The organism is Streptomyces yokosukanensis (assembly GCF_001514035.1).
GTDB classification, from domain to species: Bacteria; Actinomycetota; Actinomycetes; order Streptomycetales; family Streptomycetaceae; genus Streptomyces; species Streptomyces yokosukanensis.
This window is the reverse complement of the sequence record NZ_KQ948223.1, coordinates 37,678-60,897: the sequence shown is the minus strand read 5'-3', so window position 1 is coordinate 60,897 and position 23,220 is coordinate 37,678. Positions and strand designations below refer to the sequence as shown.

Below are 23,220 nucleotides of genomic sequence, written 5' to 3'. Positions count from 1 at the left end.
AGGAGTCGACTGACATGAGGGGCAACCGATGAGACGAGTCGTCATCACCGGGATCGGGGTGGTCGCGCCGGGCGGCGTGGGCACCGCGCAATTCTGGTCACTGCTGACCGAGGGGCGAAGCGCCACCCGCCGCATCACCCTCTTCGACGCCTCCTCGTTCCGCTCGCGGATCGCCGCCGAGGCCGACTTCGACCCGGCCGAGCACGGCTTCGCCCCGAACGAGGCGCGCCGCCTGGACCGCGTCGCACAGTTCGCCCTGGTCGCGGCCCGCGAGGCCGTCGCGGACAGCGGGCTCGCACTCGGAGCGGAGGGGGAGCGCACCGGGGTGACGCTGGGCACCGCGGTCGGCTGCAGCAGCGGCCTCGACGAGGTCTACGCGCACGTCAGCGAGTCGGGCAGCCGGTGGCTGCTGGACCACGCGCGGGCCGAGGCCCGGCTCGGCGACTACCTCGTGCCCAGCTCGGTCGCGGCCGAAGTGGCCCGCGATCGCGGCGCGTTGGGGCCGGTCGCCGTCGTCTCCACCGGCTGCACCTCCGGGCTCGACGCGCTCGGCCACGCCGTCGAGCTGATCCGAGAGGGCAGCGCCGACATCATGCTGGCGGGCGGCTCGGAGGCACCCATCACCCCCATCACCCTCGCCTCGTTCGACGCGATCCGCGCCACCTCGGCACGCAACGACGAACCCGGCACCGCGTCCCGCCCCTACGACCGCACCCGCGACGGGTTCGTGCTCGGCGAGGGCAGCGCGGTGCTCGTCCTGGAGGAGCACGACCGCGCGGTGCGGCGCGGCGCCCGCATCTACGCCGAGGTCGGTGGATTCGCCACCCGCTCCAACGCGTACCACATGACCGGACTGCGCCTGGACGGCGGCGAGATGGCCGAGGCCATCCGGCTCGCCCTCGACGAGGCCCGCCTGGACGCCACCCACGTCGACTACGTCAACGCCCACGGCTCGGGCACCAAGCAGAACGACAAGCACGAGACGGCCGCCTTCAAGGCGAGCCTCGGCCCGCACGCGCACCGGGTGCCGGTCAGCTCCATCAAGTCGATGATCGGGCACTCGCTCGGCGCGATCGGCGCACTGGAGATCGCCGCCAGCGCGCTGGCCATCGCCCACGACACGGTGCCGCCCACCGCCAACCTGCACGAACCCGACCCGGCCTGCGACCTCGACTACACACCGCTGACCGCGCGCGAGCAGCGCACCGACACCGTGCTCAGCGTCGGCAGCGGCTTCGGCGGGTTCCAGAGCGCGATGGTCCTCACCACCCGGCACCTGGGGGTGGCCGCATGACCGCCGTGACAGTCGCGCCCAGCGCCCCGGCACAGCGGCCCGCGCTCGGCGTGCGGGCGGCCGTCACCGGGCTCGGCGTCGTCGCCCCCGGCGGCATCGGCGTGCGGACCTGGTGGGAGACGACGCTGCGCGGCGAGCCGGTCATCGCTCCCGTCACCCGCTTCGACGCCTCCGGCTACCCGGCGACGCTCGCCGGCGAGGTCGCGGGCTTCGTCGACGAGGACCACGTACCGGCGAAGCTGCTGCCGCAGACGGACCGGGTGACGCGGCTCTCGCTGGCCGCTGCCGCCGAGGCGCTCGGCGACGCGCACCTGGATCCGCAGAGCCTGCCCGACTACGCCATGGGCGTCGTCACCGCCAACTCCACGGGCGGCTTCGAGTTCGGCCAGCGCGAACTGCAGGCGCTGTGGAGCAAGGGCCGCCGGCACGTCGGCGCCTACCAGTCCTTCGCCTGGTTCTACGCCGCCAACTCCGGCCAGATCTCCATCCGGCACGGCCTGCGCGGGCCGAGCGGTGTCGTCGTCAGCGAGCAGGCGGGCGGCCTGGACGCCGTGGCACAGGCCCGCCGCCGGCTGCGCACGGGCGTGTGCGCCGTCCTCACCGGCGGTTTCGACTCCGCCCTGTGCCCGTGGGGCTGGACCGCACAGCTGGCCGCGGGCGGCATGAGCACCCGGGGCGACGCCGATCGCGCCTATCTGCCGTTCGACGCCGACGCGTCGGGACATGTGGCCGGTGAGGGCGGCGCCCTGCTCGTGCTGGAGGACGCCGATGTGGCCTACGCCCGCGGCGCCACCGTGCTCGGCACCGTCGAGGGCTGCGCCGCCACGTTCGACCCGGCACCCGGCACCGGCGCCCCGCGCCTGATCGCCGCGGCCCGGCTCGCCCTCGCCGACGCCCGGATCGACCCCGCCGACGTGGACGTGGTGTTCGCCGACGCGGCCGGCGAGCGGGACGCCGACCGGGCCGAGGCCGCGGCGCTCGCCGAGCTGTTCGGCCCGTACGGGGTGGCGGTCACCGCGCCCAAGTCACTGACCGGGCGCCTGGGTTCGGGCGGTTCCGCGCTCGACCTGGCGGCCGCCCTGTGCGCCCTGCGCGAGCAGGTGATCCCGCCGACGTCCGGCGCCGTGCGGGTCGCCGACGACTGCCCCGTGGACCTGGTGACCGGTGCGCCGCGCCCGGCCCGGCTGCGCCACGCCCTGGTCCTGGCCAGGGGCCGCGGCGGCTTCAACGCGGCGACGGTCGTGCGCGGCGCGAGCTGAGGCACGTACCGCTGAGACCCGCACGACTTCAGGTGACGCGACCGAGAGATGAGGAACACCATGGAACGGCTCGAGCTGACCGTACTCGCCGACCTGCTGCGCGAGGCCGCGGGCGACGACGAGGGGGCCGTGCTGGACGAGGGCACGCTGGACACCTCGTTCCTGGACCTGGGCTACGACTCCCTGGCGCTGCTGCAGGTCACCGGCGTCATCGAGCGCGACCACGACGTGCTGCTCGACGAGGAGGCGCTGGCCGAGGCGCAGACACCGCGCCAGTACCTCGACCTCGTCAACGGGGCACTGGCCGCGCGCGCCGCGGCCTGACCCGCCCGCCCACGTGAGCCGATCCACCGAGGAGTCCACCGTGACAAGCGCGTCGCCGGGTCCGCGGCCGCCGGCGGGCGCCGCCGCGCCGGACCACGACCCCACCGCAGGCCGGTTCAGCGAGGTCGCCGACGGCGTCCACGCCTATGTGCAGCCCGACGGCGGCTGGTGCCTGAACAACGCCGGGCTCCTCGTGGCGGACGGCGAGTGCCTCCTGATCGACACCGTGGCCACCGAGGCGCGGGCCCGCAGGCTCAGGGAGCATGTCCTGAGCCTGGCGGGACGGCCGCCGCGGTGGGTCGTCAACACGCACTTCCACGGCGACCACACCTTCGGCAACTTCGTGTTCCCCGAGGCCCTCGTCGTCGGCCACGAGCGGGCCCGCGAGGAGGCCGCCGCGGCCGGGACACATCTGACAGGCCTGTGGCCCGACGTGTGCTGGGGTGATCTGGAGATCGTCGTGCCCGGCGTCACCTACCGGGACCGGATGACCCTCCACGTGGGTGCCCGGCAGGCCCGGCTGCTGCATCCGGGACCCGCCCACACCACCGGTGACACCGCCGTGTGGCTGCCCGAGCAACGGGTCGTGTTCGCCGGCGACCTGGTGATGTCCGGCGTCACGCCGTTCTGCCCGATGGGGTCCGTGTCCGGCTCGATCGAGGCCCTCGCGCGGCTGCGCGCGCTGGACGCCGTCACCGTCGTGCCCGGGCACGGCCCGGTCGGCGGCCCGGAGCTGCTCGACGTCAACGAGGCCTATCTGCGTCGGCTCCAGCGCCTCGCGGCCGACGGCATCGCGGCCGGCCTCACCCCGCTGCAGACCGTGCGGGAGGCCGGACCGGGTCCGTACGCGGACCTGCTCGACGCCGAGCGCCTCGTGCCCAATCTGCACCGCGCCTACGCCGAGGCGCTCGGCGCGGCGCCCGGCGACCCGCTGGACATCCCCGCCCTGTTCCGCGAGATGGCCGCCCACCACGGCGGCCTGCCGCTCTGCCGGGCCTGAGCGCGGCGGGTGCGCCCGCTTCCCGGGTCGGTCCCAGATCGTTCAGTCCCAGATCATGAGGTCAGTCCCACACCATGGAGCCGCTGGCGATGGCCACGGCGGTGCCGCCCGAGTGCGCGGGTGCGCCGGCCGAAGAGGCCTGGACGACCAGGACCGGGAGGCAGGCGACCGCGGCGAGGATGAGGCCGGTACGGAGAGCGGCTCTGGCACGGAACATGGTGGGCTCCTCGAAAATCACTCGGTATCGCGTCCGAGTCTTGTCGAGGCGGCATCGAATCGGAAGGGATTTCGGGCGGACGGAAACGGCAGCTGCCGTTTCCGTCCTCGGTGCCGGTGCCGGTGCCGGTGCCGGTGCCGGTGCCGCTGCGGGTCAGGAGGTGCTGGTGGCGGCCTTCTGGACGATGAAGCCCTCGATGTAGAGACGGTCCAGGGACGTGCGCAGGAAGGTGTCGATCGCGGTGCGGGGATCCATGATGAGCGGCTGACCCTTGACATTGAAGGAGGTGTTGACGACACAGCCCGTGCCGGTCTGCCTCTTGACCGCTTTCAGCAGCGCCCAGAAGCCGGGGTTGTACTCCTCGCGGACGTCCTGGATGCGGGCGGATCCGTCCGCGTGGACGATTCCGGCCACGGCGGCGCGCTGGTCCTCGCGCACGCGGGCGGTGCACAGCATGTAGCGGGTGGGTGCGAAGGCTCGGGTCTCGAAGAGCCGGTCGCGGTCCTCGTCCAGGACCGCCGGGGCGAAGGGGCGAAACGGCTCGCGGAACTTCACCAGGCTGTTGATGCGTTCCTTGATCCGATCGCCCTTGGGAAGGCCGAGGATGGACCGGTTGCCCAGCGCGCGCGGGCCGAACTCCATGCGGCCGTGGAACCAGGAGATGATCCGGTCCTCGGCGAGGTCCCGGGCGGCCGCTGTGTAGTAGTCGTCGCCGAGGCCGACGTACGTCCAGTCGATGCCGCCGTGCTCGGAGCGCTCCTGCAGGGCCTGACGTACCTCGTCGGTGGTGTAGGACGGGCCCGTGTAAGGCTGGAAGCCTTCGGGCCGGCCGACGTACGGGGCACCCAGCTCCTGCGTGATGTGCAGGGCTGCTCCCAGCGCGGTCCCGTCGTCGCCCGAGGCGGGCTGGACGAAGGCGCGCTCGACGGCCGGCAGGTCGCAAAGGGCCTGGTTGGCCTTGCAGTTGAGGAACGTGCCGCCCGCCAGGCACAGGGAGGTCTCCCCGGTGCGCCGCAGCCAGTGGTTCGTGAGGGAGGTGAGCACGGCGGTGAGGCGGGCCTGCAGGGCTGCGGCGAAGTCGGCCTGCTCGGTGACGACCTCGCCGTTCTGGGCGGGCGACGGGAAGGCGACGCTCTCCAGGTACTGCATGGCCTTCGGATACCCGAGTTCCGGGTTGCCGAGGGCGCCGCTCGGCCAGTTGACCTGGATGGCGCCGTCGGTGTCGTCGAACGTGACGAGTGTGTCGAACAACTCCCGGAAGGGTACCGGGTCTCCGTATGCGGCCAGGCCCATGACCTTGTACTCGTCGGAGTTGGACGCGAAGCCCAGAAAGCGGGTGCAGATGGAGTACAGCAGGCCCAGGGACTGGGAGATCGGCTGGGAGTGCAGCTTCTCCAGGTGCCCGTCGCGCGCCCGGAAGACCGACAGGGACTCCGTTTCCCCCATGCCGTCGGAGACGATGCACAACGCGGAGGCGAAACCGCTCGGGTAGTAGGCGGACGCGGCGTGGGCGAGGTGGTGGTCCACGGCGTGGAAGCGCTCCTGAACGTTGCCCCAGCCCGCGTCGTGCAGCGACTCCAGCATCGTCGCGCTGCTCAGGACGGCGTCGAAGTAGTCCTGTGAGCCCGCGAAAAGGCGCCGGTGACGGTCGTAGTTGAACCCGTGCGCGATCGCCTGGACGTCGTCCTTGTCGATACCGGCCTCGCGCAGGACGTAGTCGACGGCGTTCGCGGGGAACCGTCCGGTTCCCTTGTCGCCGTCGAAGCGCTCCTCGGCGGCCGCGGCGATTACCCGGCCGTCGACGACGAGACAGGCCGCACTGTCCAGACCCTGGACGTTGCGCTCGTCCAGGGGGTGCGGGTCGGTGGTGTTCTTGAGCAGGTGATCCTGCGCGTAGGGAAGACCGCTCAGGCCCAGTACGATCATCGGTTTCCATCCTTTGCGTATGGCGGTTGGCGGCAGCATGGCGGGGTGCCCTGTCGGGGCACGAACGGTTCAGGGACGGTTCAGGGACGGTCGGTGGCCCAGTCGTGGGTGATGACGCGATAGGGGCGGCGGTGTGCGAGGGCGACGGCGCCGACGCCGACGGGCGGGTCGAGGTCCTGGATGTGCCAGGTGCCCCGCATCCGTGGATGGGTCGCCCGCACCACCGCCGTGTCGCCGGTCGCGCCGACCTGCTGGCGCACTCCCACGGCTATGCCCGCTCCCGCGGCTTTGACCAGTGCTTCCTTGCGAGTCCACAGGGTGAGGAAGAGGCGCTGACGCTCCCCGCGGGGTGCGCCGAGCACCAAGTCGCGTTCCACAGGGGGAAAGTAGCGGCAGGCGAAGGCTTCCAGCGGGAAACCGTTCCTGGGCTGGTCGAGGTCGACACCGACCTCTCGGCCGACCGACACCGCCGCAACGGCGTGGCCGCGGGTGTGGGAGAGGCTGAAGTGGACGGGCGGACCGTCCGGCGGCAGCGCGGGCTTGCCCAGCGGGCCGCACCGCATGCGCACCTCGGCGGCCGGTATGCCGAGGAAGTGGCCCAGCAGGATACGCAGGGCGCCGTGGGCCGCGGTGAAACGGGCGCGGCTGCGGGGGTCGGGGTACGTGGCACGGCGGTCGCGCTCTTCGGGGCCGAGTGCCCTGTTCAGGTGCCGGTCAGCGCCGCAGGACAGTGCGTCGAGAGCGATGTACCACAGATGTACGGCATCTGTGCGCCCCTCGATGTCCATGACGGTGTCCTCCTCCCCGGGCCCCGGGTGAGTCGGCCGGTTCACCGAAGCGCGGTGTCGGTGCGGGCGAGGGCGCTGAACACGGTCATCGCCTGGACGTGGGAGGTGCCCTCCATGCACTCGATGCCGAAGGCGTCGCGGGCCCACTTGTCGAGCAGCGGATGCTCCAGCCGGGCTGCGGGGCCCAGCAGACGCAGCGCGGTGGACGTGGCCTCGACGGCCAGTCCGGCGGCGGCGGTCTTGGCCGCTGCGGGCAGATGGGCGTTCGCGGGGTCGGCATCGACGGCTGTCGCGGCGTGCCTGGTCAGACTCTGCACGCCCCGGATGCGGGCACCGAGCGTGTCGAGGCGTCGCCGAAGAGCGTCATGGCGCTGCGGCAGGTGCTGCCGGGCGTAGGAATGGGCGGCGCGGGCGATGCCCACGCCCATGGCCGCCGCCACGCAGCGCAGGGGGTTGAAGGCGTGCAGCCAGCCCCACATCCCGCGGCGTGTGGGGGAGAGGTGCCGGCCCAGCAGATGCGCTTCCGGCACGGGGACGTCGCGGAAGTCCAGGGTGCCCAGCGCCCCCCGCATGCCGAGTGTCGCGAGGGGCCCGGCGCTGCACGTGGGGTGGGAGGTGTCCACGATGGCGCACCGGATACCCAGCGGGCCCGGGCCGGTCCGAGCGGTGACGACCCCGAGCGGGGCACGGTGGGCGTTGCCGATGAAGCGTTTGGTGCCGTTGAGCCGGAAGCCGTCGTCGCAGGGGGTGAGCGTCGTGCGCAGGTTGGCCGCGTCGGAGCCGCCCTGGGGCTCGGTCATGGCGAGGAAGGTCCAGGTGGGACGCGCCCGTACTCGGTCGAAGAACATGCGCTGCTGGGCGTCGTCGCCCAGGGCGGCGACGAGCATGCCCGCGGTCAGCGAGCCGGGTGCCGACAGGAGCAGGGCCGCGTCACCGTGGGCGGAGGCCTCCTCATGGAAGACCACCCGTTCGACGGCGGAGGTGAGGAAGTACTCATGGCCTTCGATCACCAGGGGATCCTGCGCGTACCGGCGTGGGATCTGCAGCGTTGCGAGGCGATCCAGTAGCGGAACCTGCGGGTACAGAGTCGAACCATCGGGGTGTCCATCCAGTTCCTGTGCGGCGGCTCGCAGCGCGGGCGCCTCGTCACGGACGTACTGCTGCAGGACGCGAAGACGGTGTTCGAGGCGGGTCACGCTGCCTCCGGTGAAGGGAGAGGGGGAGCGTAGAGGTCGGCCAGGACCTGGGAGACATAGGCGGTGGCGCCGGGACCGGCGGCGGTCAGCCCGTTCGCGCCGAGCAGTTTCAGCAGCGCTTCGTCCGAGGTGGTCAACTGCCGGTGCAGCAGGCGCAGCGTGGTGTCGTCCGGGCCGTCGGCCGCAGCGTCGCGCAGGCCGCTCTCCGCCTCCAGGAGCGCGACGGCCACCTCGGCCAGTGCGCTCTTGGTCGTGGGCTGCCGGAGGAGCGCCGTGTCGCCGACGGTGCGCTCGCCGAGATGGGCCAGCACAGCCCCCATCAGGTGCTGGGTCAGGCCGAGCCGCAGCCACAGGACGGCATCGTCGGCGCAGCGGTCCGCGTGCTGCGGGTGAGGGAAGTGGAAGGCGGCCAGTCCGAGCCGGGCCAGCAGCGCGGAGGTGAGATCGCGTTCACGGGCCGGGACCCGCGCACTCGTCCGCCCGGCCATAGTGACCTGGGTGGCGTCGGCGACCAGCTCCTGGGGGGCGAGGACATGGCCTGCCGGTCCGCAGACAAGCGTGTGGGGCCCGGCCTGTCGGTGAAAGGCCAGGAGCGCGGAGCGCGGTCCCTCGCACCGGGCGGTGTCGCGCAGGGGGAGCCGTGGGTGCGGCTCGGCCGGGAGCGGGAGCATGCCTTCGCCTTCCTGTGTCGCGGCGGCGGTCAGGCGCCGAAGACCGTGCGTACGTGCGCGGCCAGGCTGTCGACCGTCTCGAAGGCGCTGGTGCCGAACGTGTCGGGGTCGAACTCGATGTCCAGATCGGCTTCCAGACGCATCAGCAGTTCCAGGACGTTGGTGGAGTCGAAGTCCAGGTCCTGGTGGAAGCGGGTCGCCCCGGTGATGTCCTCGGGCCGCCGCCTGGTCATGGCGGCCACCGACCGGATCACCTCACGGGTGATGTCGCGCCCCGCGGTCGCGTCCGGTGTCGTCTCCGAGAGCACCTTGGCACCGTCCATGTGTACCGAGTCCTTCCTCGTTGCGCCGGCGTCGAGATGCGGCGGCGTGCTGAGGAACAGGCTTGCCGTCGGCCGGACGGCGGCCAAGGCGCCAATGGGCGCCCGTTGGGCCCTGGCGCGGCAGGCATACCCGAAGGAGGGGCTGCCGCTGCGGGCGCCGCACGTCGAAGGATGGGGCAGAACCTGCACACCTACCTTCAGGGGCCGCAGGTGTGGCGAGGCAGCTCGCCCACGAGGTTCTCCTCCCGTGTCTCTCGGTTCAGAAGGGCGAACTCCGGCTATGGCACGCAATGCGACCGAACGAAAAGACCCGCACTACACTTGCGTCGGCATCGGCGTCGGTCCGGCCAACCTGAGTCTTGCCTCCCTGCTGCACGGGCACCGTGGGGTGCGCAACATCTTCTTCGAGAAGAAGGCCGAGTTCGGCTGGCACGAGGGACAGCAGATTCCCGGAACGTCCCTTCAGGTGTCGCTGTTCAAGGACCTCGTCACCCTGGCCGAGCCGACGAACCCCTTCTCCTTCCTGGCCTATCTGCACGACCAGGGGAAGATCTACCACTTCCTGAACGCCCAGTTCGACGCGCTGCCCCGGCAGGAGTTCCGCAACTACATGAGGTGGGCGAGCGAGCGGAACCCCAACATCGCCTTCGGTGAAGAGGTCCGATCGGTCGGTTTCGACACCGAGTTCGTGGTGCGCACGAACCGGCGCACGGTTCGCGCCGACAACCTCGCCGTAGGTGTCGGGACGCGGCCTTGGCTGCCTCCCCAAGCCTCCGCCTCGGCGCGCACCCAGTTCCACGTCAACGACTTCGTCCGGCGCGACGGTGCCCTGGGGGGCAAGCGTGTGTGTGTCGTGGGCGGCGGCCAGTCGGGTGCGGAGGCGGTGCTGGACCTGCTGTCCCGTACCGGCACCCAGATGCCCCGCCGGGTGACCTGGGTGTCGCGCCGGGCCAACTTCTTCCCCATCGACGACTCGCCCTTCACCAACGACTTCTACATGCCGTGCCACTCCGAGCACTTCTTCCGGCAGGAGCGCTCGGTGCGCGAGGCCTTCAACCACGACATGGTCCTCTCCAGCGACGGCATCTCCGAGAGCACGCTGCGCGAGATCTACCAGCGGTTGTACGTCCTGCGGTTCGTCCAGGAGGCCACCGACCGCTTCGCGTTGTATCCCAACCGGTCGGTGGAGGCGGTGGCCGGCGCGGACGCCCGGGGATGGGAGCTGTCCCTCGCCCACCACGACCAGCCGGACCAGCAGGAACTCGTCGACGCCGACGTCGTCGTCTGGGCCACCGGGTTCAGGCCCGCCGACATGTCGTTCCTTCATCCCCTCGCCGGCCGGCTGGAGCACGAGGGCGAGGAACTGCGCGTCGACGACGGCTACGCGGTGCGCTGGGACGGGCCGGCCGAACGAAAGATCTTCGTGCAGAATGCCACGCGCGGACAGCGCGGGCTGGCCGACCCCAATCTGAGCCTCAACGCCTACCGCAGCCAGCGCATCGCGGACCGGCTGCGAGGGACCCGCTCCGACGAGCAGCGGCCGTCCTTCATCGAGTGGTCCGCCAAGACCCCTGCGGAGGCGTCATGGGCGGCCTGACGGGGACGGACCGGGCGCGGCGCACGGCGGCGGACCACGTCGACGTCGCCATTGTCGGCGCGGGCATCCTCGGCTGTGTGACGGCGCGCGAGACACTCGCCCGCTTCCCCGGCGCCTCGATCGCCGTCATCGAGCGCGACGCGGTCGCCGCCGGTGCGAGCAGACGGTCGGCGGGCCTGCACTTCCCCCGCGGTTCCTCGGCTGCCGTGCGAGCCATGGCCGAGCACAGCGAGCGCTACTACCGCACGCTGAAGGAGGAGGACCCGGCTCTGCCCATCTTCGGGCTGGACACGACGGTTGTCGCCGCCACCGCCGGGGCCGACCGGCTGGCGGAGCACTATCTGCCCGGCACACTGCACCGCACGGACCGGCTCCCCCACGGACCGGCCGGCCGCGTCCACCTGCCCGAGGGCAGCGGTGCCTGGCAGGTGGACGGCGGCCAGTACGCGGATGTGCACGCCCTGACCCAGTGCCTCGCCGCACAACTGCGCCCCGCGGTGCGGTTCCTGGAGGGCACCCGGGTCGTCACCGTCGACTCCCGCCCCGACGGCGTCGGCCTCGCCCTGAGTTCGGGCGCCACGCTGACGGCGTCCAAGGTGCTCCTCGCGCCCGGTCCCTGGCTGAAGGAGACGGCCTGGCAGCCGTGGACCGCCGGTCTGGGACTGCGGGTCAAGAAGGTCGTGGCGCTCCATGTCGAGCGTCGGCCACGCCCGACGGACGGGGCGGTCGTCTTCGAGGACGACGACGCCTTCCTGCTGCCCGTCCACCACCGCGGCCACTGGCTCTTCAGCTACACGTGCGCACAGTGGGACGTCCGGCCCGACGGGACGGATCACTGTCTGACACCGGTGGAGCTCGCCGAAGCACGGTCCGTACTGGACCGGTTCGCCCCCGAGCTGGTGCCGCTGTGCACCACGGGCCGCGTCTTCTGCGACGCCTACAGCCCCGACCGGGTCCCTGTGGTGCGGCCCGTCGACGACTTCATGAACGTGATCTTCGCCGGGGCGGCCAACGGCTCCGGATACCGGCTCGCACCGGCCATCGCCGCGGACGCGGCCCGGCTGCTGTGCCCTACGACTGTTCCGAGGAGTCACCCGTGATCATCAGCACCTACGACACGGCTGCCCTGCGTGCCGCACTCGGCATCGAGATGGCAGGCATCGAAGGCGCCGGAGTGGGCGCCGGATGGGGCCGCGTCGCCCCCGGCCGGGCGTCGGACCCCGACCGGCACGACGAGACCGAGGTGTTCGTCGTCACCGCCGGCAGCGGCGACGTCGTCGTCGACGGCCGGCGGCGGGAGGTCGCCGCCGGCTCGATGATCGTTTTCGAGCCGTTCGAGACGCACGTCCTGCAGAACACGGGCGAGGAGGATCTGGTCTTCCTCACCCTGTACTGGCGCGACGCCGAACGCGCCGCCGGAGCCTCTACGCGGGCGGACCGGCTCACGGACCGCCCCCAGTTCGTCTTCTCCACACCTCCCACCCCCAACGGCGATCTTCACCTCGGCCACCTGTCCGGGCCCTACCTGGGGGCAGACGCCTACGTCAGGTTCCAGCGGATGAACGGGGCACAGGCCTGGCACCTGACCGGCAGCGACGACTACCAGAGCTATGTCGAGGCGGCCGCCCGCCGTGACGGCCATGAGCCGGCCGACACGGCCGCCCACTACAGCGCGGAGATCGCCGCCACGCTGAGGCTGATGGACATCGAACCGGACCAGTACACGGCGACCCATGCCGAGGGCGACGACTACCGCGACGGCCTTCGGGACTTCTTCTCCCAGCTCGTGGCCTCGGGAGGAATCACCGCCGAGCAGGCGCCGGCGCTGTTCGACGCCTCCGGACGCTATCTGTACGAGGTCGACGTCACCGGTGTGTGCCCGACCTGCTCCAGCGGCACCAGCGGCAACATCTGCGAGGAGTGCGGCGAGCCCAACTCCGTCGTCGACCTGAGCGACCCGGTGGCCGCGACCGACGGCCGCACACCGACGACGGGGACCGTCACGCGGTACATGCTGCCTCTGCACGAGCACCGGGCGGACATCGAGGCCCACCACGGGCTCGGTCGCGTACCGGCGCGACTGCGGGAGCTGGCCCACCGCGTCTTCCGGCGAGGCCGCCACGACGTGGCCGTCACCCACCCCTCCACCTGGGGGGTGCAGCCCTCCCAGACCGATGTGCCGGCGCAGTCGATCTGGGTGTGGCCGGAGATGGCCTACGGGTTCCTGCACGGCATCCAGTCGCTGGGGCGCCGTCTCGACCGCCCCTGGAAGGCACGGACGCCCGAGGACGACTGGAAGATCGTCCACTTCTTCGGTTACGACAACAGCTTCTACCACTCGGTCCTGTACCCCGCGCTGTACAGGCTCGCCCATCCCGGGTGGAAGGCGGACATCGACTACCACGTCAACGAGTTCTACCTGCTCGAGGGCAGCAAGTTCTCCACCAGCCGCCGCCACGCGATCTGGGGCAAGGACATCCTCACCGAGGACTCCGTGGACGCCGTACGGTACTTCCTCGCCCGCACCCGCCCGGAGGGCCGCCGCAGCGACTTCCGGTCCGCCTCCTTCACCGCCCTGGTCGAAGCGGACCTGATCGGCACCTGGCAGCAGTGGCTGAACCAGGTGGGGGAGCGCGTGGCCAAGGAGTACGACGGCACCGCACCCGACGCCGGGATGTGGCGCCCCGAGCACTCGGCGTTCCTGAACCGTCTGGAGACCCGGCGCCGCGCCCTGACCACGGCCCTCGGCCCGGACGGGTTCTCGCTCAACCAGGCCGCCGAGGAACTGCACGGCCTGGTCCAGGACGCCGTTCGCTTCAGCCGCGAGGAAGGCTCTGCCTCGGGCATCGAGCGCTGGAGCAGCGAGGCACGGACCACCATGGCCCTGGAACTGGCCGCGGCGCGGCTGCTGGCCCAGTGCGCCGCACCGGTCGTACCCCGGTTCGCGAAGAAGCTGGCTCTCGCCCTCGGCGACCCCGAGCCGCTCCAGTGGCCCCGGACGGTGCGGCTGCTGGAGCCCGGCACGCCCGTCGACCTGAGTGAGACGGTGTTCTTCACTCCGGTGCGGCTGCAGGGGGCCGACGCGGCATGACACGGTCAGTTCTCAACCGGATCGTCTCCGGGCCCCCCGAGCCCGGACACCACATCTCCTTCCGCGGTGCCGGCCCCACCGAGACCTACGCCCTGGAGGAGCTGTACGACCTGGCGGGCCGCCTCGCCCTGCAGCTGCGGCGCCGGGGTCTTCGACGCGGAGACCGCATCGGCATCCTGGCCCGCAACTCGCTCGAGTGGGTGCTGCTGGACCTGGCGGCCCTGCGGCTCGGAGTGATGACGGCGGGCTTCGAAGCGGGAAAGTTCACCCCGGACCGAAGCCTTCTGGACAACTACGGCCTGAAGCTGCTGTTCAGCGACGAGGACGGCCCCGACCCCAGGGTGCTGCCCATGGCGCAGGCCCGCCGACTGGCCTTCGACGACATCTCGGGTGACCTGCCGCCGGTGTCGTACGGGCCGGACGACGAGACGACGCTCAAGTTCACCTCGGGCAGCACCGGCACGCCCAAGGGACTTGCCGCCACGGCGGGCAGTATCGACAGCTCACTGAACGCGGTCCAGGAGATGTTCGCGCACGGTCACGACGACGAGCTGTTCGTCTTCCTGCCGCTGTCACTCCTGCAGCAGCGCTACTGGCTGTACTCGGCGCTGGGCTTCGGACACGACCTCACCATCAGCTCCTACGGATCGGCCCTGCCGGCGCTGCGGCGCACCCGGCCCACCGTGGTCATGGGCGTACCCGCCTTCTACGAGTTGGCCAAACGGCACATCGAGGCGCAGACGACGGACGTGGCCGAGGAGGAGCGTGCGCAGGCGCTGCGTCAGGCGGCGCGGCGTCTGTTCGGCGGGCGCATCCGCTACCTGTGGACGGGATCGGCCCCGGCCGGTCGCGCCATGCTGCGCTTCTTCACGTCCTGCGCGCTGCCCATCTACGAGGGCTACGGGATGAACGAGACCTGCATCGTCACCAAGAACCGCCCCGGCGCCGCCCGGGAGGGCAGTGTCGGGCAGGTCGTGACCGGGAAGACCGTCCTGCTGGACGAGCACGGCAACATCAGCGTGCGCAGCGACTTCCCCGTCAACCGGCGCTACAGCTATGCCGACCCGGGGGCGTCCGAGCGGGTCTTCGCGCCCGACGCGACGGTCAGAACCGGGGACGTCGGACACCTCGACGCCGACGGGTTCCTGTACATCACCGGCCGTGCCGACGACGTCATCGCGCTCGACAACGGACGCAACGTCGCGGTGCGGCCCATCGAGGACCGGATGCGGCAGAGCCCGGCGATAGACGAGTGCGTGCTCTTCAGCCCCGGCGGCGGCGAACTCGTGGCCGTCGTCTCACCCGCCCCGGGCAGCGCGCACGAAGCAGCCGTGACCGCACACCTCAAGGCGGTCAACGCGCTGGGCGCACGCCATGAGCGCATCAGCCGGGCCGTCGTGGCCCCGGAGCCCTTCTCCGTCGACAACGGTCTGCTGTCCTCCCAGTACAAGCCGCTGCGCCACAAGATCCGCACGGCCTTCGCGGCCGAACTCCAGGACCGCGCGCACGGTCTCACCGCCTGACCACGCCCGAGCCGTCACCACACACCCACAGGGGCCACCGACATGAACTGGAACGATTCCGCGGCCACGACGCTGGAGAACGAGCACGTCCGCCTGCGTCCCGTCACCGAGCAGGACCGCGAGGCGCTGCACGCGGTGGCGCTCGACCCGGACATCTGGCGCTACTTCGTCAGCCGGGTCGACACCAGCGAGGACTACCACGCCTTCTTCGACGCGGCACTCGCCGACCAGCGCGCCGGACGGCGCGTGGTGTTCGTCGTCGTCGACAAGAGCACCGGCCGTGCCGCCGGCAGCATGAGCTTCGGCAACATGGCCGAGGCCGACCGGCGCCTGGAGATCGGCTGGTCCTGGCTCGGCCGGGACTTCCGGGGCAAGGGCGTCAACCGGTGGGCCAAGTACCTTCTGCTGCGGCACGCCATGGAGGTGCTCGGCGCCGAACGCGTCGAATTCAAGACCGACATCCTCAACGAGCAGGCGCGACGCGGACTGCGCAACATCGGCGCCGTCGAAGAGGGCACGCTGCGCAGCTTCAACTTCATGCCCGGCGGCCGTCGCCGCGACGCCATCTTCTACAGCGTCCTGCGCGCCGAGTGGCCCGGCGTCAAGGAACGACTGCTCACGGGCGTCGAGCCCGCCGACGCCCCGGCGGCGTGAACCGTGCCCACGGAGTCGCTCCCCCGGATACGGGCCGAAGGCGCTCCCTTCGACCTCGGCCGGGCGCACGGCCGCGAGCGCGCACCCGCCCTGCGAGCCTTCCTCCACGACGCCCTGTGCCGGCTGAACCACATCCTGCCCAGGCCGGTCACCGCGGCCGAGCTGTCCCCGACGATCGCCGCGTACCGCACGGCGATCGAGGACGCGGTGCCCGACATCGCGCGAGAGATCGAGGGGCTGGCCGAAGGAGCCGGCCTGAGCCTCGCCGAGGCGTATCTGCTGCAGCTGCGCCGCGAAATCATGGGCTACCGCAAGGTGCCGACCATGGGCGACTGCACCACATATGCCCGCTCCGGCACAGCGGCGGGGGGACGGCCCGTGCTGGCTCAGACCGTCGACCTCAACGGCGACCTCGACGACCAGATCACCGTGCTGGACGTCGCCCCCACCGGATCCCGCCGCCGGGTCCTGCTGCTCAGCTTCGGGGGACTGCTCGGCTACCTCGGTCTGAACAGCTCCGGACTGGCCGTCGGGATCAACCTCGTCCTCGGCGGGACCTGGCGGCCCGGAGTACCTCCCTACCTGGCCGTCCGGCACCTGCTCGATCGCGCCGGCACCGTGGACGAGGCTGTCGCGCTGCTGCAGACCCTGCCGCTGGCCAGCTCGCGCTCCCTGACCCTGTGCGACAGCAGTCGGGCCGTCTGGGCCGAGCACCTGGAGGGGCGATGGCGCTTTTGTGACGGCCCGCAGACCTTGCACACCAACCACTTCCTGCACCCGGATCTCGCGCCGCACGACGAGGTCAACGTCTTCGCCCGCCGCTCCTCGGTCAAACGGCTGGAAGCGTGCCGGATGCGGCTGGCCACGCTGCCCGCCGACGCATCGGCGGAAGACCATTTCGGCGTCCTGTCGGCACCACCGCTGTGTGTCGCCGACAACGGCGACATCAGGCGGGAGCGCACGGTCGCCGCCGCCGTGATGTTCCCCTCGCGCGGCGAACTGCACCTGCGACCCGGCGACCCCTCCCGCCATCCCACCCAGGTGTTCGCGCTGCGCTGACCACGACCGGGTCCGTGCCGTCCCCCCTTCCCCGCCCACGTGGAGTACCTCCGTGACCGATGCCAGCAGCTCTCCCACCCCGTCGGACGACCTGGCCGCACTCGCCCGCTTGCACGGTGTCGACACCTCCTACACGACATGGGACGGCCGTCGTGTCTCCGTGCCCGCCACGACTTTGACCGACGTGCTCGCCGCACTGGACGTGGACGCCGGTACCCCGGCGCTCGTGCGCACCGCGCTGGAGCACGCTCGACAGGCGCGGGCACGGCGCCTGCTCCCGCCGTGCGTCGTGGTGAGGCCCGGCCACCGGACGACACTGGACGCCGACGACGCGGCGCAGGTGTGGATCGAGCTGGAGGACGGCGGACGACGTGAGGTCCCCGGCCCCGGAACGGCCCCCGGGAAGCGCACCCTGCCCACCGCGCTCACGCCCGGCTACCACACCCTGCACCTGCGGACGGGGGAGAGGACCGCCACGGCACCGCTCATCTCGGCCCCCGACCGGATCGGTGCCCTGCCCGATCGGACCTGGGGCTTCACCGTGCAGCTGTACTCGGCGCTCTCCGAGCGGTCCTGGGGCATGGGGGACCTCGCCGACCTGGCGGACATCGCCGGGTGGTCGGGGCGAAGCCTCGAAGCGGGGTTCGTACTGGTCAACCCGCTGCACACGATGCTGCCCGCCGCCACGGCCGGCCACTCGCCGTACTGGCCCTCCTCCCGCCGCTACCCCGACCCCGTGCACCTGCGCGTGGAGGCGGTGACGGAGTTCGCCTACCTCCGGGGTGCCGATCGGCTCCGGGCCGCCGAACTGGTCGACGCCGGCGCGGACTTGCGGGCGCGGGTGCTCACCGGCGGCGCCCTGATCGACCGTGACGCGGTGTGGGCCGTCAAACAGGAGGCCCTCGCCCTGATCCATCGCGTACCGCGCGGGCCCGGACGCCAGGCCGCGTACGAGCAGTTCACGCGCAGAGAGGGGCAGCGGCTCATCGACTTCGCGACGTTCTGCGCGCTGGCCGAGCGGCACGGAGCGGACTGGCGCGAGTGGCCCGCGCAGCTCCGCGATCCCCGGGGCGCCGCGGTGGAGAAGGCTCGCCGCGACCTGACGGCCGAGGTGGAGTTCCATCGCTGGCTGGCGTGGGCGGTCGACGAGCAGCTGCGGACGGCGCAGAGCGTGGCGAAGGACGCCGGTATGGGTGTCGGGATCGTGCACGACCTGGCGGTCGGCGCGCACCCCGGCGGCGCCGACACATGGATGTTCCGGGAGTTCTTCGCACCGGACGTCACGGTCGGCGCACCACCGGACGCCTTCACCGCGCAGGGGCAGGACTGGCAACAGCCGCCATGGCGGCCCGACCGCCTCGCCGAGGCCGGCTACGCCCCGTTCGCCGAAATGCTGCGCGGCGTGATGCGGCATGCGGGAGCCGTGCGGATGGACCATGTGCTGGGGCTGTTCCGCCTGTGGTGGGTGCCGCGGGGCCGTCCGCTGAGCGAGGGCGCGTACGTCCGTTACGACCATGAGGCGATGCTCGCCGTACTGGCCCTGGAGGCCCGTCGCGCGGGTGTGCAGGTGATCGGAGAGGACCTGGGCACCGTCGAGGACGGCGTGCGCGAGGAACTGGCCGGTCGTGGCGTGCTGGGAACCTCGGTGCTCTGGTTCGAGAAGGACGCGAGCGGACGCCCGCTGGCAGCGGAGCACTGGCGCGCCGCATGCCTGGCGACCCTCACCACGCACGACCTGCCCAGCACAGCCGCCCGGCTGAGCGGCAGCGACCTGGCACTGCGCCATCGGCTGGGCATGCTGAAGGGGCCCCTTGAGCGGGAGCGGCGCGCCGCCGAGCACGAGATCGCCCAGTGGGGGGAGGAGCTGCAGCGTGCCCGCGTGCGCACGCCCGCATCGGCGGGCGAGGATCCGTGCGCTCTGTCGGACGCCGAGGCCTTGCACGCCTACCTGGCACACACCCCGGCGCGTCTGCTTGGTGTGTGGCTGCCGGACACGGTGGGCGATGTGCGGGCACAGAACCTGCCCGGCACCTTCGACGAGCACCCCAACTGGCAGTACCCGATCGCCGACGGCGACGGCAGACCGGTCCCGCTGGAGGAGGTGGCGGCCGCGGCGGGTGCGGAGCGGCTGGCCGGGCTGCTGCATGGTGATTCGTCCGGCCCGCCGGACCGGGTCGGACGCGACGACTGCTTCGCGCGGCCGCGCGCTCAGGGGTGCGCCGAGCCGGCGGGTGTCACGACTTCCCAGTGATATCGGCCGCGCGGCAAGGCGATCAGCAGGGCCAGACCTTCTGCGGGGGCTTCGCCGGGGTACGTTCCGACGAAGCCGTCGCCGGTGGGCCGCAGGGCATGGGCGAGGGGGGCGGCGTCCGCCGTGTGCCCGGGGACGAACGCCGTCACCCGCCGGGCGTCCGCGGACTGCAGCGAGATGCTCCAGGATCCGGTGTGCACGCCCATGGCCGCCTGGACCGCCGGCGCGGCCTGCGGCCGGGGGAGCGGGTCGGCCCGCCGTGGCGGCGGGGCGGCGTGGGGGGCGATCAACGCGCGGAAGTGCGCACCACGCTGTGCGGCGCTGCGCTCCCAGGTCAACAGGCGTGCGGTGCGCCGCGCATTGCGCGACAGCCGCGCGTATTCCTCCGGTTCGCCGGTGAAGAGATCGATCGCCTGGTTCATGCGGTCGATGAGAGCCTCGGTGAGCAGGGCGTCGTCCTCCTCGAAGGATCGGTCGACGGCGAAGCCGGTCGCGTTCGGCTCACGGATGTCGTAGGCGTGCCCGAAGTGGCTGGTGCCGTACTGGGCCGTGGCGATGGGCACCGCGCCGCAGGCCATGGCTTCGCCTTGGGCGAGGAGGAACGTGTCGAGTTCGTACTTGGAGGGGAAGACGCAGTAGTCGGCGACGCAGGCCTGTTCGAACAGGGTGTCCTCGTCCACCATGTCCCAGGCCAGGTGCAGGTGCCCGGGATAGGCGTCCGCGACCTGCTGGAAGTACGGGTCGGCCCCGGAGGCAGTGACGCAGCGCAGCAGGAAGCTCGCGCGGCGCCCGCTGCTGAGCACGTGCTCGATGGCGCGGACCATCTCCAGCTGGCCCTTGTGGTGCACGTCGTAGCGTGCGGCGTGGTAGAAGACCGGCAGCGCGGGGTCCAGCCCGAGGCTGCTCAGCACCCCTTCGCGGTCGACGGCCCGTTCGTCCCGGGCCAGCCAGGTGTCGGAGACCGCGCATCCGCCCACGAACGCTTTGTGGGCGTTGCGCGCCGTGACACGAGCGACGGTCAGCTGCCGGTACCGGGGTGTGAAGGGGGTGGCTTCGAACCCGGTGTAGAACGCCCGCTGGCCTTCGCACAGGAAGTCGATGCCGTCGGCGTGGTCGCCGACCAGTGAGAAGAAGCTGATGTGCCGGTCGTGGCGGTGCGGGTGGTCCAGCCGTGTGGCGGCCAGGTGGGCCCGCATCGCGGTCTCCAGGACCCCTTCGCCCTCCGGCGGGTCCGTGTACTGGTCGAGATCCAGATCGACCCCCAGGGACTGGAGAGCCGCACTCACCTGAGGCCGGTAGACGCCTGTGTTCACCGGGTGGTTGGTGGCGACCGCACTGACCACGCGCTTGCGGGGGTCGTCGGCGAACGCGGCCGGCAGGAGGTAGTGGAACAGGGGCTCGTGCGCATGGATCACAGCGCGCCGGTCGGGGAAGTGGGCCCGGACGAACCTGATGCCGCCCAGCTGGAAGGCCAGGGGCTTGCAGAACCGAAGGTGCCGGCCTTCGTCGGCCGGGACCGGATAGAACGTGTTCGGATAGGCGTCGAGGTATTCGTCGGACAGGAAGTACAGGTCGATGTCGTCCTTGCGGACGTGCAGCGCTCGCGTGGTGAGCCGGGGGGCCGGGGCGTCAGGGAAGCGGGGCCACATCGCCGGATCGAGGCGCAGCGCGAGCGTGTGGGTGTCGGCATGGCCGGACTCCCTCGCCCCGTACCGCTGCCGCAGGTAGTCCCCGTGCCCGTGAGCGGGGGTGACGATGCTGACGCGGTGTCCTGCGCGGGCCAGGGAGCGTGCGGAGTTCCACACCAGGGAGGCGGTGCCACTGCGCATCAGCCGCGGGTCGAAGGAGCAGGCCTCGTAGGCGAAGCCGATGACGTCGACGGCCGGGTCGAAGGGCTCGGCGTGCAGCGGACCCCTCACGCGACGGCCTCGTAGACACGCCGGACCTGCTCGGCCACGGAAGGCCAGGAGAAGCGGGCGACGACCCGTTCCCGGCCGGCGCTCCCGAGCCGCCTCGCCGTGGCCGGGTCGTCGATCAGGTGGTTCACGCGGGCGGCGATCTCCTTGGCGAACACCTCGGGCACCTCCGGTTCCCCGTTTCCGTCACTGCCCGCTTCCAGGGGAACCAGCAGTCCGGTCTCTCCCTGTACGACGACTTCGGGGATGCCGCCCGTCGCGGTGGCCACGACAGCGGTGCCGCAGGCCATCGCCTCGAGGTTGACGATGCCCATCGGCTCGTAGATGGAAGGGCAGACGAACACCCGGGCCAGCGTCATCAGCTGGCGCAGGGCCTGACGCGGGAAGTCGCCGCCGATCCACGTGACCTGTCTGCCGCTGCCGCGCAGCCGGGCCACCTCCAGACCGAACCGGCGCCGCTGCTCGGGTGTGTCCGACGCCTGGGCGACGATGACGAGCTGGGCGTCGCGGGTGAAGTGCTCGGCTGCCCGCAGCAGATGGCCCAATCCCTTCTGCCTGGTGATGCGGGCGACACAGGCGATGACGGGCCGGTCGGGAGAGATCCCGAACTCTTCGAGGTACGTGGTCTCGTGGTCGGGCGCGAATTCGTCGGCGTCGATGCCGTTGTGCACCACCGAGACACGGCCCGGGTCGACCCGCGGATACGTCTGGACGATGTCGTCGGCCATCGCCTGGGAGACGGCGATGATGCGATCGGCGCCCACGAAGGCCGTCTCCTCCATGAACGAGGACAGCCGGTACCCGCCGGAGAGCTGTTCGGCCTTCCACGGGCGCATGGGCTCCAGGCTGTGCGCGGTGGCCACGTGCGGGACGTCGTGCAGGACCTTGGCCAGGTGCCCGGCGAAGTTCGCGTACCAGGTGTGACTGTGCACCACGGACGTGCCCCGTACCGCGTCGGACATGGACAGATTCACGGCCATGGCCTTCAGCGCGGAGTTGGCGTCCACCAGGCTCTCGGTGACCTGGTGCGTGACGACTCCCGCCTCGGTGTGGCTCTCGCCGTAGCAGTGGACCCGCAGGTCCACCAAGTTCCGCAGGTGTTGGGTGAGTTGACCCACGTGTACGCCGGCTCCGCCGTACACGAAGGGCGGGTACTCACGGGTGAGCAAGTCCACGCGCATCAGGGAAGGACTCCTATGTCGAGAATCCGCTCGAGGACCTCTGCCACGCCGTCGTCGTCATTGGCGGGTGCGATCTCGTCGGCCACGGCCTTCAGATCCGGATGGCCGTTGGCCATCGCCACCGCGTGGCCCGCCCAGCGCAGCAGGGGGATGTCGTTGGGCATGTCACCGAAGGCGATCACGTCGCCGGCGGTGAGTCCGAGGGACCGGGCCACCTGTGCCAGGCCGGTCGCCTTGTCGAAGCCGGCCGGCAGCAGCTCCACGATGCGCGGCCCGGCATGGACCACCGTGAGGCCTGGTTCGGCGCACTCCAGCGCGGCTCGCGTCAGAGCGTTGTCGCTCAGGGTGCGGTGGCGCAGCAGCACCTTGTCGACGGGGCGCTCCCACAGCCGGGCGCGGTCGGCCGTGCGGTACGGGGCGAGCTCACGCTCGTCGCCTCGGCAGAACCCGTCGCAGACGACGAACTCCGCTTCTTCTCCCGAGGTGACCACGGCCAGATCGAGCTGCCCCACGCGGGCCGTCAGGCGGCGCAGGGTGGCCTGAGCCGCCGGCCTGTCGAGGACGGTGCCGCAGAGCAGCCTCCCCCGGCCCGCGTCGTATATCTGGGCGCCCTGGCCGCACACGGCAAGGCCCGTGTAGGCCAGGGCGGTGAAGAAGGGGAGACAGCCGCGAGCCGGGCGGCCCGTGACGATGACATGCTCCGCACCGGCTGCCTTCGCCCGGCGCAGCGCGCCGAGGGTGCGGGGTGACACCGTCGCGTCGCCCCGCAGGAGCGTGCCGTCCAGGTCCGTGGCCACCAGGCGGTAGCGGGGGCCGGGACCGTGCGAGGTGCCACGAGGGGGGACCGTCGTGAGGGGCGCGCCGGCCCGGTGAGTGGTGTCGTACATCGCTGAGCCTTCCTGGCGGGAGCGGCCCCAAGGGCCCGTTCCCCCGCGCGGGGTTCCTACGGG

20 protein-coding genes are annotated in these 23,220 nt (G+C 71.6%); 11 read left to right on the top strand and 9 right to left on the bottom strand.

Features of this window, described 5'->3' with window-relative positions; genetic code table 11:
* The first annotated feature begins 28 nt into the window (after window positions 1-28).
* Genes AQI95_RS34775 through AQI95_RS34760 form a run of 4 tightly spaced genes read left to right on the top strand, consistent with a single transcriptional unit; the run spans window position 29 to window position 3,877 of the window.
* Entirely contained in the window at window positions 29-1,294 is a 1,266-nt protein-coding gene (locus AQI95_RS34775; RefSeq protein ID WP_067133488.1) for a beta-ketoacyl-[acyl-carrier-protein] synthase family protein, read from the top strand.
* Entirely contained in the window at window positions 1,291-2,553 is a 1,263-nt protein-coding gene (locus tag AQI95_RS34770) for a beta-ketoacyl synthase N-terminal-like domain-containing protein (RefSeq protein WP_079071718.1), read from the top strand. Before AQI95_RS34775 ends, AQI95_RS34770 begins: the two co-directional genes overlap by 4 nt.
* 60 nt (window positions 2,554-2,613) lie before the next feature.
* Entirely contained in the window at window positions 2,614-2,877 is a 264-nt protein-coding gene (locus AQI95_RS34765) for an acyl carrier protein (RefSeq protein WP_067133485.1), read from the top strand.
* A 40-nt stretch (window positions 2,878-2,917) separates the two neighbouring features.
* Complete coding sequence (locus tag AQI95_RS34760) at window positions 2,918-3,877, top strand: MBL fold metallo-hydrolase (protein ID WP_079071717.1); 960 nt, start codon at window positions 2,918-2,920, stop codon at window positions 3,875-3,877.
* 61 nt (window positions 3,878-3,938) lie between these two features.
* On the opposite strand, the gene AQI95_RS47540 is transcribed toward AQI95_RS34760, so the two are convergent.
* The 6 genes from AQI95_RS47540 to AQI95_RS34735 all read right to left on the bottom strand — a co-directional run bounded on the left by AQI95_RS47540 (window position 3,939) and on the right by AQI95_RS34735 (window position 8,998).
* Complete coding sequence (locus AQI95_RS47540; protein WP_159056627.1) at window positions 3,939-4,094, bottom strand: hypothetical protein; 156 nt, start codon at window positions 4,092-4,094, stop codon at window positions 3,939-3,941.
* A gap of 153 nt (window positions 4,095-4,247) precedes the next feature.
* Window positions 4,248-6,020 carry a carbamoyltransferase family protein gene (locus AQI95_RS34755; RefSeq protein ID WP_067133482.1) on the bottom strand — a complete coding sequence of 591 codons (1,773 nt, stop codon included), beginning with the start codon at window positions 6,018-6,020 and terminating at the stop codon, window positions 4,248-4,250.
* A gap of 80 nt (window positions 6,021-6,100) precedes the next feature.
* The gene (locus AQI95_RS34750) at window positions 6,101-6,808 is read right to left on the bottom strand and encodes a 4'-phosphopantetheinyl transferase superfamily protein (RefSeq protein WP_067133479.1); all 708 of its coding nucleotides are present in this window, start codon (window positions 6,806-6,808) and stop codon (window positions 6,101-6,103) included.
* 41 nt (window positions 6,809-6,849) lie between these two features.
* Entirely contained in the window at window positions 6,850-8,004 is a 1,155-nt protein-coding gene (locus tag AQI95_RS34745) for an acyl-CoA dehydrogenase family protein (protein WP_067133476.1), read from the bottom strand.
* Entirely contained in the window at window positions 8,001-8,675 is a 675-nt protein-coding gene (locus tag AQI95_RS34740; RefSeq protein ID WP_067133473.1) for a hypothetical protein, read from the bottom strand. The genes AQI95_RS34745 and AQI95_RS34740 overlap by 4 nt, the downstream gene beginning before the upstream one ends.
* Before the next feature lie 29 nt (window positions 8,676-8,704).
* Window positions 8,705-8,998 (bottom strand): acyl carrier protein, encoded by a 294-nt coding sequence (locus AQI95_RS34735; protein ID WP_067133470.1) that lies wholly within the window; start codon window positions 8,996-8,998, stop codon window positions 8,705-8,707.
* Between the two features lie 280 nt (window positions 8,999-9,278).
* Here AQI95_RS34735 and AQI95_RS34730 point away from each other — a divergent pair, with 280 nt between their 5' ends.
* The 7 genes from AQI95_RS34730 to malQ are packed head-to-tail and all read left to right on the top strand — an operon-like array spanning window position 9,279 to window position 19,173.
* On the top strand, window positions 9,279-10,595 hold the full coding sequence (locus tag AQI95_RS34730) for a lysine N(6)-hydroxylase/L-ornithine N(5)-oxygenase family protein (protein WP_067133468.1): 1,317 nt from the start codon (window positions 9,279-9,281) through the stop codon (window positions 10,593-10,595).
* Window positions 10,583-11,695, top strand: a complete 1,113-nt coding sequence (locus AQI95_RS34725; protein ID WP_079071716.1) for an NAD(P)/FAD-dependent oxidoreductase — start codon at window positions 10,583-10,585, stop codon at window positions 11,693-11,695. The genes AQI95_RS34730 and AQI95_RS34725 overlap by 13 nt, the downstream gene beginning before the upstream one ends.
* Window positions 11,692-13,686, top strand: a complete 1,995-nt coding sequence (locus AQI95_RS34720) for a class I tRNA ligase family protein (RefSeq protein WP_067133465.1) — start codon at window positions 11,692-11,694, stop codon at window positions 13,684-13,686. The genes AQI95_RS34725 and AQI95_RS34720 overlap by 4 nt, the downstream gene beginning before the upstream one ends.
* Window positions 13,683-15,209 carry an AMP-binding protein gene (locus AQI95_RS34715; RefSeq protein WP_067133462.1) on the top strand — a complete coding sequence of 509 codons (1,527 nt, stop codon included), beginning with the start codon at window positions 13,683-13,685 and terminating at the stop codon, window positions 15,207-15,209. The genes AQI95_RS34720 and AQI95_RS34715 overlap by 4 nt, the downstream gene beginning before the upstream one ends.
* Window positions 15,210-15,251: 42 nt before the next feature.
* Complete coding sequence (locus AQI95_RS34710) at window positions 15,252-15,863, top strand: GNAT family N-acetyltransferase (protein ID WP_067133459.1); 612 nt, start codon at window positions 15,252-15,254, stop codon at window positions 15,861-15,863.
* 3 nt (window positions 15,864-15,866) lie between these two features.
* A complete protein-coding gene (locus AQI95_RS34705) occupies window positions 15,867-16,922 on the top strand; it encodes a C45 family autoproteolytic acyltransferase/hydrolase (RefSeq protein ID WP_067133456.1) in 1,056 nt (351 codons plus the stop codon).
* A 52-nt stretch (window positions 16,923-16,974) separates the two neighbouring features.
* A complete protein-coding gene (malQ, locus tag AQI95_RS34700; protein WP_067133454.1) occupies window positions 16,975-19,173 on the top strand; it encodes a 4-alpha-glucanotransferase in 2,199 nt (732 codons plus the stop codon).
* Here malQ and AQI95_RS34695 read toward each other — a convergent pair.
* The 3 genes from AQI95_RS34695 to AQI95_RS34685 are packed head-to-tail and all read right to left on the bottom strand — an operon-like array spanning window position 19,131 to window position 23,157.
* On the bottom strand, window positions 19,131-21,092 hold the full coding sequence (locus tag AQI95_RS34695; protein WP_067133451.1) for a glycogen/starch synthase: 1,962 nt from the start codon (window positions 21,090-21,092) through the stop codon (window positions 19,131-19,133). The two genes, malQ and AQI95_RS34695, sit on opposite strands and share 43 nt — an antisense overlap.
* On the bottom strand, window positions 21,089-22,270 hold the full coding sequence (glgA, locus tag AQI95_RS34690; RefSeq protein WP_067133448.1) for a glycogen synthase: 1,182 nt from the start codon (window positions 22,268-22,270) through the stop codon (window positions 21,089-21,091). The genes AQI95_RS34695 and glgA overlap by 4 nt, the downstream gene beginning before the upstream one ends.
* Window positions 22,270-23,157 (bottom strand): HAD family hydrolase, encoded by an 888-nt coding sequence (locus AQI95_RS34685; protein WP_079071715.1) that lies wholly within the window; start codon window positions 23,155-23,157, stop codon window positions 22,270-22,272. The genes glgA and AQI95_RS34685 overlap by 1 nt, the downstream gene beginning before the upstream one ends.
* Window positions 23,158-23,220 lie beyond the last annotated feature (63 nt).